This is a genomic window from Flavobacterium nitrogenifigens, from assembly GCF_003254565.1.
GTDB classification, from domain to species: Bacteria; Bacteroidota; Bacteroidia; order Flavobacteriales; family Flavobacteriaceae; genus Flavobacterium; species Flavobacterium nitrogenifigens.
Map to the genome: position 1 here is coordinate 183,865 of NZ_QJRI01000179.1, position 16,870 is coordinate 200,734.

General features: G+C 34.4%; 14 protein-coding genes. 8 read left to right on the forward strand and 6 right to left on the reverse strand.

Going from position 1 to position 16,870, the window contains the following annotated elements; all coding sequences use genetic code 11:
* Window positions 1-183 precede the first annotated feature (183 nt).
* The 7 genes from DM397_RS18045 (at window position 184) to hflX (ending at window position 10,961) form a co-directional block, all read left to right on the forward strand.
* The gene (locus DM397_RS18045) at window positions 184-1,254 is read left to right on the forward strand and encodes an NADH:flavin oxidoreductase/NADH oxidase (RefSeq protein WP_111378866.1); all 1,071 of its coding nucleotides are present in this window, start codon (window positions 184-186) and stop codon (window positions 1,252-1,254) included.
* Between the two features lie 108 nt (window positions 1,255-1,362).
* On the forward strand, window positions 1,363-2,406 hold the full coding sequence (locus DM397_RS18050) for a Gfo/Idh/MocA family oxidoreductase (RefSeq protein ID WP_111378972.1): 1,044 nt from the start codon (window positions 1,363-1,365) through the stop codon (window positions 2,404-2,406).
* A gap of 575 nt (window positions 2,407-2,981) precedes the next feature.
* Window positions 2,982-4,202 (forward strand): MFS transporter, encoded by a 1,221-nt coding sequence (locus DM397_RS18055; protein WP_111378867.1) that lies wholly within the window; start codon window positions 2,982-2,984, stop codon window positions 4,200-4,202.
* Window positions 4,203-4,393: 191 nt separating this feature from the next.
* A complete protein-coding gene (locus tag DM397_RS18060; protein ID WP_111378868.1) occupies window positions 4,394-7,213 on the forward strand; it encodes a carboxypeptidase-like regulatory domain-containing protein in 2,820 nt (939 codons plus the stop codon).
* 18 nt (window positions 7,214-7,231) lie between these two features.
* On the forward strand, window positions 7,232-8,566 hold the full coding sequence (locus tag DM397_RS18065) for a DUF5689 domain-containing protein (protein ID WP_111378869.1): 1,335 nt from the start codon (window positions 7,232-7,234) through the stop codon (window positions 8,564-8,566).
* 136 nt (window positions 8,567-8,702) lie between these two features.
* Complete coding sequence (locus tag DM397_RS18070) at window positions 8,703-9,560, forward strand: hypothetical protein (protein ID WP_111378870.1); 858 nt, start codon at window positions 8,703-8,705, stop codon at window positions 9,558-9,560.
* Between the two features lie 165 nt (window positions 9,561-9,725).
* The gene (hflX, locus tag DM397_RS18075; protein WP_111378871.1) at window positions 9,726-10,961 is read left to right on the forward strand and encodes a GTPase HflX; all 1,236 of its coding nucleotides are present in this window, start codon (window positions 9,726-9,728) and stop codon (window positions 10,959-10,961) included.
* A 171-nt stretch (window positions 10,962-11,132) separates the two neighbouring features.
* Here the strand turns inward: hflX and DM397_RS18080 are convergent, their stop codons facing one another.
* The 6 genes from DM397_RS18080 to DM397_RS18105 all read right to left on the reverse strand — a co-directional run bounded on the left by DM397_RS18080 (window position 11,133) and on the right by DM397_RS18105 (window position 15,298).
* Window positions 11,133-12,083, reverse strand: coding sequence for a DUF3078 domain-containing protein (locus DM397_RS18080; RefSeq protein ID WP_111378872.1), 951 nt, complete (start codon window positions 12,081-12,083; stop codon window positions 11,133-11,135).
* Between the two features lie 78 nt (window positions 12,084-12,161).
* Window positions 12,162-12,671, reverse strand: coding sequence for a DUF2480 family protein (locus DM397_RS18085; protein WP_111368783.1), 510 nt, complete (start codon window positions 12,669-12,671; stop codon window positions 12,162-12,164).
* 134 nt (window positions 12,672-12,805) lie between these two features.
* Window positions 12,806-13,129 (reverse strand): SUF system Fe-S cluster assembly protein, encoded by a 324-nt coding sequence (locus tag DM397_RS18090; RefSeq protein ID WP_008466058.1) that lies wholly within the window; start codon window positions 13,127-13,129, stop codon window positions 12,806-12,808.
* An 88-nt stretch (window positions 13,130-13,217) separates the two neighbouring features.
* A complete protein-coding gene (locus tag DM397_RS18095; RefSeq protein WP_012023259.1) occupies window positions 13,218-13,643 on the reverse strand; it encodes a SufE family protein in 426 nt (141 codons plus the stop codon).
* Between the two features lie 2 nt (window positions 13,644-13,645).
* Window positions 13,646-13,999, reverse strand: a complete 354-nt coding sequence (locus DM397_RS18100) for a hypothetical protein (protein WP_239457878.1) — start codon at window positions 13,997-13,999, stop codon at window positions 13,646-13,648.
* An 84-nt stretch (window positions 14,000-14,083) separates the two neighbouring features.
* On the reverse strand, window positions 14,084-15,298 hold the full coding sequence (locus tag DM397_RS18105) for an aminotransferase class V-fold PLP-dependent enzyme (protein ID WP_111378874.1): 1,215 nt from the start codon (window positions 15,296-15,298) through the stop codon (window positions 14,084-14,086).
* A gap of 221 nt (window positions 15,299-15,519) precedes the next feature.
* Between DM397_RS18105 and DM397_RS18110 the strand changes: the two genes are divergently transcribed.
* On the forward strand, window positions 15,520-16,869 hold the full coding sequence (locus DM397_RS18110; protein ID WP_111378875.1) for a serine hydrolase domain-containing protein: 1,350 nt from the start codon (window positions 15,520-15,522) through the stop codon (window positions 16,867-16,869).
* The last annotated feature ends 1 nt before the right edge of the window (window position 16,870 follow it).

Here is a 16,870-nt window from a genome sequence, read left to right on the forward strand (position 1 = left end):
TATTTAACGCACAAAAGTAGCGTTTTCTATTTTAATATAAGTGTGCAAGATAGTGTTTAAGATTTTAAATGTTTGTTAATTAATAAACATTTAGATTTCTCGTTTTAACAAGATGCTGTAACTTTACTTTTTGAACACTGCCTTACTCAATTGGTAGTATAAACTCATTAAAAGTTACAGTATATGGCAACGAAATTATTTTCCCCCCTTACTATAAAAAATATCACTTTAAAAAATAGAATTGCGATTTCGCCAATGTGCCAGTATTCTGCAATTGACGGATTTGCAAACGATTGGCATCTAGTTCATTTAGGAAGCCGTGCCAGCGGAGGCGCCGGACTTATTATTCAAGAAGCGACAGCGGTTTCTCCAGAAGCGAGAATTTCTCCTTCTGATCTTGGAATCTGGAAAGATGAACACATCGAAAAACTAAAACAAATCAACGCCTTTATAGTTTCTCAAAATTCTATTCCAGGAATTCAGTTAGCGCATGCGGGAAGAAAAGCGAGTGTTTCGGCTCCGTGGTTGGGAAACAAAAAATTAGATTTCGCTCAAGGCGGATGGCAAACCGTGGCACCAAGTGCGATTCCGTATCATGAAGGCGAACCATTTCTTCCAGAGGAATTAGACAAGAATGGAATTCAGAAAGTGATCTCCGATTTCAAAACCGCGACAAAAAGAGTAGTAGAAGCAGGATATCAGGTTGTAGAAATTCACGCTGCTCATGGTTATTTACTGCATCAGTTTTTATCGCCTCTAACAAATGTAAGAACCGATGAATATGGAGGAAGTTTCGAAAATAGAATCCGTTTTACTTTAGAAGTTGTAGAAGCAGTTCAATCAGAATGGCCTTCAGATTTGCCTTTGTTTGTTAGAATTTCGGCAACAGATTGGGCAGAAAACGGATGGAATCCAGAAGAATCTGTACAGCTTTCTAAAATATTAAAAGAAAAAGGAGTAGATTTAATCGATGTTTCGTCAGGCGGATTGGTTTCGCATCAGAAAATCACATTAGGGCCAGGTTATCAAGTTCCTTTTGCAGAAAAAGTGAAAGCAGAAGCGAATATTGCTACAGGTGCAGTCGGATTAATTACAGAAGCAGAACAAGCAGAAGAAATTTTAAATTTGGATCAAGCTGATTTGATTTTATTCGCTAGAGAATCATTGAGAAACCCAAACTTGCCTTTGGATTTTGCCGCAGCATTAAACGACGATATTCAATGGCCAAAACAATACGAAAGAGCTAAACTTTAAATATTTTTATTAGCCACGAATTGCACGAATTTTCACGAATTAAAAATTTTTATTCATGCCGATTTGTGTTAATTCGTGCAATTCGTGGCAAACAAAAAAACTATACCAATGCAAAAGATAAAAACAGCATTATTATCATACGGAATGTCGGGGAAAGTTTTTCACGCTCCGTTTTTAGATATTCACGAAGGATTTGAACTTTTAGGTTCCTGGGAAAGAAGCAAAAAATTAATTCAGGAAGATTATCCACACGTAAAAAGTTATGCTTCGCTAGACGAATTATTAAGTGACGATGTCGATTTGGTAATTGTAAATACGCCAGTTGGAACGCATTACGAATATGCTAAAAAAGTGCTTTTGGCAGGAAAACATGCTGTTGTAGAAAAAGCTTTTACGACAACTGCCGCAGAAGCAAAAGAATTGGCAAAAATTGCCAAAGAAAAAGGTTTAAAATTGGCCGTTTTTCAGAACAGAAGATGGGACAGCGATTTTAAAACTGTAAAAAAAGTAATTGATGATGGCGTTTTAGGAGATTTGGTAGAAGCTGAATTTCATTTTGATAGATATAATCCGTTATTGAGCCCAAAAACGCATAAAGAAACCGCTAATGATGGAGCTGGAGTTTTAAAAGATTTAGGACCACATATAATAGACCAAGCTATAAGTTTGTTTGGCTGTCCAAAAGCAGTTTTTGGAGACATTCGCGTAACCAGAGAAAACTCTGTTGTAGACGACTGGATCGATTTGACTTTGTTTTATTCTAATTTCAGAGTCCGTTTAAAAGCAGGATTTTTTGTAAGAGAAGCGAACCCAGCGTATACACTTCACGGAAAAAAGGGTTCTTTCTTAAAACCTCGTGGAGATGTTCAGGAAGACGAATTGAAAATAGGTAAAAAACCAAACCTAGATTCTTGGGGAACAGAAGATGAAAGCTTGCAAGGACTTTTGCACACCGAAATAGACGGTAAAATTGTAAGAGAAAAAATCCCAACGCTTCAAGGCAATTATTTTAGTTTCTTCGATGGCGTTTACGACTCGATTGCAAACGATACAAAAGAACCTGTTACTGCAGACGAAGGTGTAAAAGTGATGCAAGTGATAGAAGCAGCAATTGCGAGTAATGCACAACAAAAAGTAATAGGCATATCATAATTCATTCCGTAGGAATGTCTCGTCGGTAGTAATGCAGGTTATAGAATCTGCAATTGCGAGTAATGCCCAGCAAAAAGTAATAGGTATATCGTAACACATTCCGTAGTAATGTCTGATCGGTAGTAATGCATAGCAAAAGGTGATAAGCATATCATAAAAACATTCCGTAGGAAGGTCTCATCGGTAGAAAATAATAATATTCAGGCACATTTACGTTCTGTAGGGACGTTTGATTTCGGGCAATTTTTTAATAATCTAATGTTTCAAACGTTCCTACGGAACGTAAAATATTGACAACGATATTTTTTTCTACCGATGAAATGTTCCTACGGAACAAAGAAATATAAATAGGGGCTGTTTCAAATATTGAAACAGCCCCTATTTATTTACTTTTAAAAAATGAAACAAATTATAATTCTACTAAACCCTAAAAATTGTAATTTTAATAATGAGAATTCAATTGAAAACCTCTGAATTTATAAACAATAACGTTGTATATTGTGGATAACCTTAGGCTTTATGCGCTTTGACGCGTGTTTTTAGTATTTTTGACAACATTCCAATAAAAATTCAATATGCTGATAAATATTAATCCATTATCGCTTTTTCAGACCAAAGCAAAAATCAAGAAAGTATTTAGAGAAGCCAAAGCTTCGTATTTAAATCGTATTCGTTTTGCTGTTGGAATGTTTTATTTCGGAATGGGTTTGAGTTTTGCCACATGGGCCAGTAGAATTCCAGATATCAAATCTGCTTTGCATTTAACAGAAGGCGATTTGGGTTCTATACTTTTTGCACTTCCAGTTGGACAGCTAATTGTTATGCCCTTTTCAGGAAAAATGGTAACCAAATTTGGTAGTCATCGTATTCTGATTTTTTCTTTAATAATGTATGTTTTGTGTTTAATCAATTTAGGTTTGGCAACAACAGCATTACAATTATCCCTCGGATTATTTTTGTTTGGTCTCTTCGGAAACTTAGCCAATATCGCCGTAAACACACAAGGCGTTTATACCGAAGTTTTGTTCAAAAAAACAATCATGTCTTCTTTTCACGGAATGTGGAGTTTTGCAGGATTTACAGGCGCATTGGTTGGTTTAGGAATGCTGGCTTTAAATTTAAGTCCGCTGCATCATTTTATAATTGTAGCTGGAATTGTTTTATTGATGGTAGCTTTTAATTTTAAATTTTTGGTTAGAGCCAAAGAAAAAAAGAAACCAAAAGAAGAAGGTAAAAAATTATTTGTAAAACCAGATACCGCTTTACTTTGGTTAGGCGTTATAGGGTTCTGCAGTATGGCAAGCGAAGGCGTTATGTTCGATTGGAGCGGTGTTTACTTTAAAGATATTGTAAAAGCGCCAGGACCGTTGGTGGTTTTGGGGTATACTTCTTTTATGATTATGATGGCCAGCGGAAGATTTCTTGGCGACGGATTAATTAACAAATTTGGTCGCGAACGCGTTATGCAAATTAGTGGAGTTATGATTTCGGCAGGACTTTTTACAGCTGTTTTTCTTCCTTATATCATTCCGTGTACTATAGCTTTTATGTTTGTAGGTTTAGGCGTTGCAACAATTGTTCCTACCGTTTACAGCATTGCAGGTAAAAACCCGACTGTTCCAGCAGGAGAAGCTTTAACGATTGTTTCTAGCGTAAGTTTCCTTGGTTTCTTAATGGGACCGCCAGTAATTGGGCATATTGCACAAAGTTTCGGTCTGCAGTTTTCTTTTGCTTTTATCGGAATTTTTGGAGTTCTAATTGCCTTTATGGTTTCTAAAATTAGAACGTCAGCATAACGCTTTTTTGATTAGTATTTATTAGAATTGAATAAATTTGTAAGAATTTATTTGTTTTTTAAATATTTTGTCTACATTTGAATTTAAGCAATAGCTTGAGTTTTTAAAATGCTCTTTTTCCAAAAACCAATTTTATCTTTTGAATTAAGGATTATCATCCGAGTAAATTTTAAAGTTAATAATAGGTTTTAATGGTAAAAAATTACGCAGTCTTCTTTATTTTTTGGTTTTTTAATATTGCTTTCTCTCAAAAGGAAATTACGGTAACAGGAATTGTTATTGATGCCCGAACGCAGAATCCGCTAGAGAATGTAGTGGTGACAATACAGAATACGGCTGTGATGCAGCTTACTTCAAAATTAGGGAAATTCGAACTTCATATTTTTCCTCAAAAAGAGCAATTGCTTTTACTCAGAAGCCAAGGATACAAAGATTTTCTTTTAAAAGTTCAGTCTAATCTAGAGCAGAATATTAATCTCGGAATATTACAATTAGAAGATACTTATTCAGATGAAGTTCCAGCGGCATTAATTACGCTCTCAGATAATGATTTTTCAGATGATAACAGTTCCTCTGAAATGACATCTGGACTTTTGCAATCTTCAAGAGATGCTTTTATGCAGGCATCGGCATTCAATTGGGGACAGGCTAGATTTAGGATGCGTGGTTTAGACAGTGAAAATGCCATCACGATGCTTAATGGAATGCCAATGAATAAAATCTACGATGGCAGACCACAATGGAGCAATTGGGGCGGTTTGAACAATGTACTTCGAAATCAGGAATTTTCAGTTGGAACAGCAGCTTCCAATTATACTTTTGGTGCGGTTTTAGGGACACAACAGATTTTTACACGTGCTTCTTTGTATAGAAAAGGAACATCACTAACGTTTTCTGGAAGCAATACCACTTATTTATGGCGTGCAATCGGCACTTATGCTTCAGGAATGAATGCTTCGGGCTGGGCTTTTGTGGTTTCGGCTGGAAAACGTTGGGCAGATGAAGGGTATTTTGAAGGCACAAACTTCGATGCCGACTCTTTTTTCCTTAGTGTCGAAAAGAAATTAAACAACAGAAATTCAATTAATTTTACAGGATTTTATACTCCAAATTCACGCGGGAAGAATTCTGCTAATACGGCTGAGGTTACTCATTTAATGGATGAAAAATACAATTCATACTGGGGATTTCAGAATGGTAAAAAACGCAATGCAAGAGTAAAAAATGTAGAAGAGCCTTTGTTTATGCTCAATCATTATTTTAAAATTGATGAGAAAACCAATCTGAATTCTGCAATTATGTATCAATTTGGAAAAGTCGGAAACAGCAATATCGATTACCAAAATGCAGATAGTCCCGATCCAGTTTATTACAGGAAAATGCCAAGTTATTTTAGTTCACTTTATGCTAAAGATCAAGGAGAATTTTCGGGCGAATTTACTCCAGACTATGAGAATGCAGAAAAAAGTAAAATATCATTTTTAGCCAATCCGCAGATCAATTGGAACGAAATGTATTTTGCAAATCAAAAAGTGGGAGAAAGCGGTTACATGCCTGTGCAGAGCCATTATGTGCTTTATGAAGACCGAACAGATGATAGGACTTTGGCAGTAAACTCAAATCTGAATACCCAGATAACTCCCAATATTTCTTTTGATGGCGGATTTACTTTTAAGAAATTAAAATCGCATAATTTTCAGTATTTATTAGATCTTCTTGGAGGAGCATATTTTGAAGATATAGATCCGTTTTACAAAGGAAATCTTTCTCAGTCTGATTTACAGCATCCAAATCGTCAAGTCGTAAAAGGAGATATCTACGGATATAATTATAATTTACAGGCTAATACTTTAGATGTTTTCGCTCAGTTTAAATTTAGTTATAACAAAACAGAATTCTTCTTGACACAATCGTATTCCATGTCAGATTATCAAAGAGAGGGGTTATATCAAAACGGATTGTATCCGGCAAATTCTTTAGGTAAAAGCGAGAAAGTAAATTTTGAAAATTTCGGTTTCAAAGGTGGATTTACTTATAAGATTTCAGGAAAACAATTGTTGTTTTTTAATGGAGCACATTTTACAAGAGCGCCTTCATTGCGAAATACTTTTTCAAATTCACGTTTAAATAATAATGTTGTGGATGGAATCGAGAGTGAAAATATTACTAGTGCTGAGGCTAATTATGTGTACCGTTCAGCAAAACTCAAATTGCGATTAACGGCATATTATACTGCAATCAAAAATACTTCAAAAACTTCTTATTTCTATGCAGAAGGAATTTTTGATAAAGGTTCTGGTTATGATCCAACAAATGCCTTTGTCAGCCAGACTTTGACCAATTTGGATAAGAAAAATGCGGGAGCAGAATTAAGTTTTGAATATCAAATTTGGCCAACATTAAAAACAACTTTATCTGCAGCATTTGGGAATTATATCTACACCAGCAATCCGAACGTAATGATTGTAAACGATGCTAATAGAGCAAAAGAAGGAGCGCAAACGACTTTTGATTTTGGGCAAGCCTATTTGAAGAACTACAAACAGCCCGGAACTCCACAGCAGGCGTATTCATTTGGTTTAGAATACCGTGACCCGAAGTTTTGGTGGATTGGCGGGAATATTAATTATTTGGCAGAAAGTTATATTGATGTTTCGTCAATTTCTCGGACTTCTCAATTTTATATCAATCCAGCCAATGGTTTTCCTTTTCCTGAGGCAACTTCAGAAAGCGGAAATGAATTGCTAAAACAAGAAAAATTTCAACCTGTCATGTTGCTGAATTTTAACGGAGGAAAATCTTGGCGCATTCATAAAAAATACGTGGGACTTTTTGCCAGCGTAAATAATGTTTTGGATTTAATGTATAAAACAGGAGGTTATGAACAGGCAAGAAATGCCAATTTTAGAGCACTAAATCAAGATGCTTCAAGCGGAACACCATCTTTTGGCCCGAGATATTATTATGGCTATGGCCGAACTTATTTTCTAAATCTTACAATCGGTTTATAAACTGAAAACCTATTTCTCATGAAAAATCTAATTATATTTTTTGCATTATGCCTAATTAGCTGCAGTAAAGAAGTCGAAACCCCAGAATTAGCTTGTATTCAGTCCAATCTAATTGTGAATAAAAGTGTAGAAAAAGTTTATGAACTTTCGGGTACAACAGCGAAGCAATATTTGTACGATGACATTATAGAAGCTTACGTAGTTTCTAGTGATGAAGGAGGTAATTTTTTCAAAACGATTTCACTGCAGACCAAAGAAACCCAGGGAATCCCTGCGATTGGTTTTAGTGTTCCAGTTGATGCAACAAATACGTACATAGATTATCGTGTAGGAAATAAAGTATTTGTAAAACTTAAAAATCAATTTACAGATTTGTATTATGGTGGTTTAAGAATCGGGAGTTTGTATGTGAGCAACGCAGGAGAACCAACAATTGGAAGAATTTCTCAAAACGAATATAAAAATGTATTAAACGCTTCATGCACAAATATAGACGAGAATCAATTGCTTAAATCGGTTTCTATGGAAGAAGCGCTTTCAGATTCTAAATTAAATACTTTGATAGAATTAAACGATGTGGAATTTACCGAAGCAGCATTAGGGCGTCATTATTTTGAAGAATCCAATAATGTTGGAGGTTCTACCAATTGGTATTTGAGAGATAAATCAGGAAATCAGATCATTTTTAGAACCAGCAGTTATGCAAAATTTGCTGATCATGATGTGCCTGAAGGAAGTGGAAAAGTCAAAGGCATTCTAACAAAATTTGGTACAGATTATCAATTTATGGTTAGATATGAAAGCGATATTGTGATGAATGGAAAAAGAAATACTCCGTTTTTTGCAGAAGATTTTCAGTCGGTTAAAAACAACGTCAATTTTGCATTGCCAGGCTGGAGTAATATTGTAGAAAAAGCTACAAAACTCTGGAAGAGCATGGTATATTCTGGAAATGGTTATGCTGAATTTAACACTACAAGTACAACGGCAGCCGAGAATGTGGCTTGGCTTGTGTCGCCTAAAATAAATTTATCAGGATATAAAAATGCGGTGCTTTCTTTTAGAAGTGCGCAACACGATTTGAAAGTCGATTCTCCGTTAAATACACTCGAAGTTTATATTTCGACTAATTTTGATGGAGCAAGTGTAACCAAAGCAAAATGGACAAAATTGGAAGCAAAAGTTCCGACACTCTCAACTCCTACACGTGAGTTTATAAGCTCTGGAGGAATTGATCTTTCTGCTTATTCAGGAAACATAAATATTGCCTTTAAGTACATCGGATCGGGAAAAGACAAAACATTAAATGGTGCATTTATGGTTGATGATATTAAGATATTTGGAGAAAAGTAAGCGGTATTTTGTAAAAAGGAAATTAATGAGCTGAATTTTAGAGTATTATTGAAAATTTTGTAGTTTTTGTACTTCAAAGTATTAAAATCTAATTGAATTTTGTACTTTGGTCATCCCAAATCAATACAAATACCACATGAAAACCTACTTTATTGCCATCTTAATGATGGTGTTTCCTTTCTTGATGCATAGTCAAGACAACGTTAAGCTAAAGCAGATCAACATTGTAAAAACAAATTACCAAAACTCTAAAGACGGAGAAATTGTTAACAAGACACTAGTTTTTAAAGACGGTAAGCTTCAAACTATTACTACTTCAGATGTTGTGCAGCATTTCTATTACAACAAAAACGGATTGCTGGATATGACTGTAAAAGATAAAGTAGGAAGCGACTGGAAAGAAGTAATCAATTATACTTATAATCCTGATAACAATATTACCAAATTTGTGAAAAAGTATCAAGAAGGGCCAAATTACATTACAAAAACTGTTTCATTTGTTTATGAAGGAGCAAGAGTGAAAGTAACAACAAAAAAGAGTACCAATCATCAGAATCTGGTAGATGATATTGAATATCTTGTTGAAAACGGAATTATTGTGAGACGTACTTCTCGCGATAGAAACAAGGCCATCATTGGGAAATTGGAATATGTGTATGTAAACGATAATGTTTCAAGACACAGAGGATTGGTTGGAGATAAAATCTCAAAATCATATACTTATGATGATAAAAAATCGGTTGATCAGTTAATTGTTCAAAGTCTTTTTGGAGATAATTATAAAGTAATTGTACCAATGATTTCTTATCATGAAGAAGAATTTGAGTTTGAATCGATTTCTTATAATAATGAAATGAATTTCAGCCCATCATCAACAGCTTTAGTTGCGGTGAGCAGAAAATACAAATACAACAAATTAAATTACCCGATTTCTTGTTCTCAAATAGAAGAAAACGGAATTGTGAAAACGGAAAAAACCTTTATTTACGAATAAAAGTTTTAAACTTAGACCATTTATTGAGTAAGTGGAACCTTGTTGAGTTTATCTTGACGGGTTCCATTTTTTTTTGAAGCCTATTCTCTAAATATAAATGTAAAAACAAAATTGTATAATTGATTGTAGCCGACAAATGATTAAATTTGCACCTTATTCAAGACTATGTTAGAAAAAGAAGTTATAAATTTTGAGAGAACAGTAATTGTTGGTATTGTTACTCAGAATCAAAGTGAAGAAAAACTAAATGAATATTTAGACGAATTGGAGTTTTTGACTTTTACCGCAGGAGGTGAAGTTATTAAACGCTTTTCGCAAAAAATGGAACGCCCTAATCCGAAAACTTTTGTGGGGACGGGGAAAATAGATGACATCAATCTTTTTGTAAAAGAAAATAAAATATCGACTGTAATTTTTGATGATGAATTAACGCCCTCACAGCAGAAAAACATTTCAAGAATTATTGACTGTAAAATTCTAGATAGAACCAACTTAATTCTAGACATTTTTGCGCAGAGAGCCGAAACTTCATACGCTAGAACGCAAGTAGAATTGGCACAATGCCAGTATTTATTGCCAAGACTTTCTGGTTTATGGACACACCTTGAGCGTCAAAAAGGAGGTATTGGTATGCGTGGTCCAGGAGAAACAGAGATTGAAACCGATAGACGTATTGTGCGTGACCGAATTTCGCTGTTGAAAGATAAAATCAAAACGATCGACAAACAAATGAGCATTCAGCGAAGCAATCGCGGTGCAATGGTTCGTGTTGCTTTGGTTGGATATACCAATGTCGGAAAATCGACTTTGATGAATGCAGTTGGTAAAAGTGATGTTTTTGTTGAGAATAAATTGTTTGCAACCTTAGATACAACGGTTAGAAAAGTGGTTATTAAAAATCTTCCTTTCTTACTTTCTGATACAGTTGGATTTATTCGAAAACTGCCAACACAATTGGTTGATTCTTTTAAAAGTACTTTAGATGAGGTTCGTGAAGCCGATTTATTGCTTCATGTAGTCGATATTTCACATCCAGATTTTGAAGATCATATTGAATCTGTAAATAAGACTTTGCAAGAGATTAAAAGCAACGATAAACCAACTATTATGGTTTTTAATAAAATCGATGCTTACAAACATCTTACGATTGACGAAGATGATTTGATCACCGAAAGAACAAGAAAATATTGGACGCTTGACGAGTGGAAACAGACTTGGATGAGTAATGTGGGTCAGGATAAAGCATTGTTTATTTCTGCCAGAAACAAAGAGAATTTCGAAGAATTTAGAGAAACAGTTTATGAAGCGGTTCGCCAGATTCATATAACGCGTTTTCCTTATAACAATTTCTTATATCCTGATTATAAGGATGCAGTTGAAAAGGATGAAGATCAGGAATAGTTAATTAACCGAAAAGTGCGCTAAGATTATTTTAAAGTATCTTCAAAAAATACAAAGTTCGCAAAGCTATATTTAGATTTAGCTTTGCGAACTTTGTATTTATGTAAAAGCGTAACTTATGAAGATCTTAGCGCCCTTTGCGGTAAAATATTAGCGTTTTCAATTTTCAGATTAAAATCCAAAATTAATTCCTAAACCAAATACTTCTCTTGTTTGGAAACCTTGAAAAGCATTATCGTCATAGATTGTTTGGAAAGAAAAGTTTGCTGATAGAAATTTATTCACCTTCATGACAATGTTTAAGGAATAATTAATATCAACGTTTTGTGGGTCTTCTAAATAATTTGAATATAAATTTAGAGTGTTTTCGGCAGTTACATTGGTCATAATGGCCAATTTGTAATAGACAGAAGCATAAAATCCGAGTTCATAACGCATGCTTTTGTTAGCATCGACACCAAAATAATATCCATCAGGATAAGGCAAACCTGTGGCAGGATCGATGGCTGTGGTATAGGCTTTGTCTACAAATGTGAATTTTGAGGTTAGCGGTGCAAAATTTATTTTAAGATTCTCATCTTTAGACCAATAAATACCTGGGCCGGTAGTTAGATAACCTGGAGACATGAATTTGGTGTTTTCAGTTCTGATTTCTTTTCCGTTTGGATCCTGTCCGTAAATATATCCGGTTGTAAATTGTGTTCTAAAGTTTAAGAAATAAGAGTAATACCATTCTCCGAATGCTCTTTTTCCGACAATGGAATTGAATTCGAATCTATCGTCTGTTTTCTTTTCAAAATCGGCATTTTTAGTTTGAAGCAAACCATAATATGCAAGAACTTTATTGTCCCAAGTTAAATCGTCTTTTTTGTAATTGAAGTCGTAATTGATTCCTAGCGTTCCAGAAAAACTATCTTCACCTCCAGCAATCCAATTGTTGAAACTGGATTGGTTTAATAAAAGAGATACAGTTCCTTTTGCCTTCCAGCCGTCTTTTTCAATTGTATCATTAATTTTTTTGACAGCTTTTTCGGTGTTTTGTGCTAGTTCTTTTTCGGTGTTTTGGGCTTGTAAAAATGTGAAATTTACTAAAATGAAAAGTAATACGGTTATCTTTCTCATGGTTTTTAGTTTAGAGTGTATAATCAAATATACTAAAAACCAATGGAAAGTTAAGGTTTACAGCAGTGTTATTGCAGGTTATTTCTTAGATTCTTTGTATAGAGGCACTGCAGAACATGCTTCGCCATACATAATACTGCGGGCAAATGGCTGTAAATAATTTGTAGCCAAAATGTAAGCGCGCATTGGTACTGGTTTTCTAGAACAGCCTTTTACAATGACTGGTTTGCCTTTGTAAACAGAGTAATCTATTTTGCTTAAAAGTTCTTCATAAAGGCTTGCATCAAGATCTTCTATAGTTCCGTTCACAACTTTTTTTGCAAAAGGTGCCAGATGGACACCAACCAAAATTAATGCCCAAGCTGGAATAATAGCATCTGTACTGCAGTATACAGCCACATATTGATCTTGATATTGTGACCAATCATGATTTTTAAGGTGTTCTCTAAAGTCTTTTTCTTTCAATAAAAATCCTTCCAAAAGCCATTGCGAGATGTCAATCTGCACACGCATTCCTTTTGGATAATAATCCTCTAAATCAAAAACTTCTAAAGCACTATTGGCAACTTTATTGATGATTTCTTCCATTTCTTTTGAGTTTTCAGTCTCAGTCTCAGTCGCAGTTGATCACTGTGACTGAGACTGAAAACTGTATACATTTCTAAAGTGTTTTTTAGTCACAGTTAATTACTGAAAACTGTGACTGAAAACTGAACACTTTATTAAAGCATTCCTAATTCTAATTTAGCTTCTTCGCTCATTAAATCTTTGCTCCAAGGTGGGTCGAAAGTAATTTCAACATCAACATCTTTAATGTTTTCAATGGCTTTTACTTTTTCTTCTACTTCTCTTGGTAAACTTTCTGCAACTGGGCAGTTTGGAGATGTAAGTGTCATAAGGATTTTTACTTCGTAATCTGTGTTTACCATTACGTCGTAAATTAATCCTAATTCATAAATATCTACAGGAATCTCCGGATCGTAAATGCCTTTTAAAACTCTTACGATTGATTCTCCTAATTCGTTTGTGTCTATTTCTTGTTCCATTTTGTTATTTGTTTTTTCGCCACGAATTTCGCAAATTTCCCGAATTTAAAAATTAGTGTCAATTTGTGAAATTCGTGGCAAAAGAAATTTAATTTTTGTTTTTAGCATCAAAAGCCAAAGCGTACATTTTGATGTTTTTTATCATCGAAACCAAACCGTTTGCACGGGTTGCAGATAAATGTTCTTTTAAGCCAATTTCGTCTATAAAATCGGTATCAGCTTCAAGAATATCTTTTGCTTTTTGATTGGAGAAAGCACGAATTAAAATCGCAATAATTCCTTTTGTCAAAATAGCATCACTATCTGCCGTAAAAACAATTTTATCATCGTTTTGTTCACCTTGCAACCAAACTTTAGACTGACAGCCTTTGATTAAATTATCGTCGGTTTTGTATTCTTCTTTAATTAATGGAAGACTTTTTCCTAGTTCGATGATGTATTCATAACGCTGCATCCAATCATCGAACATTGAGAACTCATCTATTATTTCGTCTTGTATCTCTTTTATTGTCATAATTATTCTTTAGAAAAATCAACTAATAAGTTTACTAGTTTTTCGATTTCTTTTGGCGGAAAACCATTGTCGAAACCTGGAGTTTCATATGTTTTCCCATCTTTAGTTATTTTTAAATTTCCTATTGCAGCACCATCATAAGTACGTTTGTCTGTTGGTGCTTTTAACGTAGAAAGACTTTCTAAATTTACTTTTGAATAAGCATCAACAATTTTATTCCATTTTGCATCATCAATATTGCTTTTAACAGCTTCGGCGTTACGTTCTTTAACAACAGAAACCGATTTATTTTGGACTACAATACTCTTGTAATAACCTCTTGACATTGCAGAATATTCAATTTGTGTAGATTTCATGTCTGCTTTTTTTTGACTGCAGCATCCCGTAGCAATAAAAAGTGTTAGGAGCAATAATGATACTATTCGCATATTTAGTTTTTTTTAGCTTAACATAGTTTGTGCTTTCTTAACTGCTTCAACCATTTGATCAATTTCTTCTTTAGTATTATAGAAAGAAAAAGAAGCACGAATTGTTCCTGGAATACAGAAGAAATTCATAATTGGCTGTGCACAATGATGTCCTGTTCTAACAGCAATTCCTAATTTATCTATAATAGAACCAACATCATACGGATGAATTCCATCAATATTAAACGAAACTACAGAAGCTTTATTTTTTGTATTTCCGTAAATTCTAATACCTTCAATTTCGTTAAGACGTTTCGTAGCGTGTTCTAACAATTCATTTTCGTATTCATGAATTTTATCAAAACCGATCTCGTTTAAATAATCAATGGCAGTTCCTAAAACAATTCCACCAGCGATGTTTGGCGTTCCTGCTTCAAATTTATGAGGCAAATCTGCGTAAGTTGTTTTCTCGAAAGTAACCTCTTTGATCATTTCGCCTCCGCCTTGATAAGGAGGAAGTTTGTTTAGCCATTCTTCTTTTCCATAAAGAATTCCAGTTCCCGTTGGACCACACATTTTATGACCCGAAAAAGCATAAAAATCACAGTCTAATTCCTGAACGTTCGGTTTTAAATGCGGAACCGCCTGTGCACCGTCAATTAAAACTGCAGCGCCAAATGAATGCGCTTTATCAATAATATATTTGATTGGATTGATTACACCCAATGCGTTTGAAATATGATTTACGGTAACAATTTTCGTTTTATCTGAAAGCAATTTGTCAAATTCGGCAATGATTAATTCTCCATTGTCATCGATTGGAATAACTTTTAAAACAGCACCAGTTTTTTCACATAACATTTGCCAAGGCACGATGTTACTATGATGTTCCAATGAAGAAACCACAACTTCGTCTCCAGGTTTTAAAATCGAAGCAAAACCATTTGCCACTAAATTAATTCCGTGAGTGGTTCCCGAAGTAAAAAGCACTTCATGAGCATGTTTTGCGTTAATGTGATCTTTTACTTTTCCGCGAGCAACCTCGTAAGCATCAGTAGCTAACTGGCTTAAAGTGTGAACGCCACGGTGAATGTTGGCATTGATTTCGTTATAATATTTTACTTCAGCATCAATTACAACTTGTGGTTTTTGCGAAGTAGCTCCGTTATCGAAATATACTAATGGCTTTCCGTTTACAGTTTGAGAAAGTATAGGGAAATCAGCTCTTATTTTTTGAATATCTAGCATGTCTTATTTAGAAAAAATCTATTTACAAAAGTACTAAAACTAAATTTGTTTATACAGGAATTCTATAATTTCCTTTTATGATACGATTGTCAGATGTTGTAAATGCTGATTCCGTAAAAATAGTTTTGTTTTTCTGCATTATCCGAAACAGATTTATAATTTGAGTTCTAAAATCGTGAACATAAATTATTTATATTGCATTAAAAATATCTAACATCATTATGAAAAAAATTCTAAAAGTACTTGCGCTTGCTTTGGTTCTTGCTTTTTTGTATTTCGGCTTTACTACTTATCCGAAGCTTGATTTGATTTCTGGATTTTCTGCCAAAAGTGTTGCATCTGGGCATTTTATGGATCATCGATCACTGGATTTAATTCAGAAAACAGATAATGATATTCATTTATTAGATCTTGCAACAAACAAAATAGATGATGCTGGAAAATTTGCAACATCGGCAGTTTATGGTTTGAAAGAAAGGAAAGCGATATACAGAGATGGTTTAGGCGCTTTATTAATTAATGATGATTATGATGTTTCGAAACCATATTTGCTTCCAAAAAGAACAAAATTGGTTAATAATCTTCCTTTTCCTTATGGGAATAATGAACCAAAAGATACTGCTTTCGCGAATGTGGATTACGCAAAATTGAAAAAAGCAATTGATGATTCTTTTGATAAAGATGGAGGAAAAGCAAAACGTACGCGCGCTGTTGTAGTTTTATATAAAGACAAATTAATCGGTGAAAAATACGATACAGGTTTTAATAAAGACAGTAAAATTTTGGGTTGGTCAATGACAAAAAGTATCACAAGTTCTGCTTTTGGAGTTTTGGCAAAACAAGGAAAGATTGATATTTATAAACCTGCTCCAGTTGCAGAATGGCAAAATGATGAGCGTAAAAATATTACCATAAATGATTTGCTTCACATGAATTCTGGTTTGGAATGGGAAGAGAATTATAGCACGATTTGCGATGCGACACAAATGCTTTTCCAGTCTGAAGATATGGGAAAAGTTCAAATGGACAAACCAGCGAAGTACAAACCAAACACGCATTGGTATTATTCTTCTGGAACGACCAATTTATTGTCGAGAATTTTAAGAAGCCAATTTAAAACACAACAAGAATATCTTGATTTTTGGTACAGCGCCGTAATCGACAAAATCGGAATGAACTCGATGATTGTCGAGCAAGATATGAGCGGAACTTTCGTAGGTTCTTCTTACGGATGGGCAACACCTCGTGATTGGTCAAAATTTGGATTGTTATATCTAAGAAAAGGAAACTGGAACGGAGAACAAATTCTAGACGAAAGCTGGGTAAAATATACAGCAACACCAACGGATACTTCAGAAGGGAAATATGGAGCGCAATTTTGGCTAAACGCCGGAGGGAAATTCCCAGATGTTCCGCGTGATATGTTTTATTGCAGTGGATATCAAGGCCAAATGGTTGCGATTATTCCATCAAAAGATATGGTAATCGTGAGAATGGGAGTGAGGGAAGAAGAACCTGGATTTGATTTTAATGGGTTTTTGAAAGGGATAATTGATAGTGTGAAGAAATAAT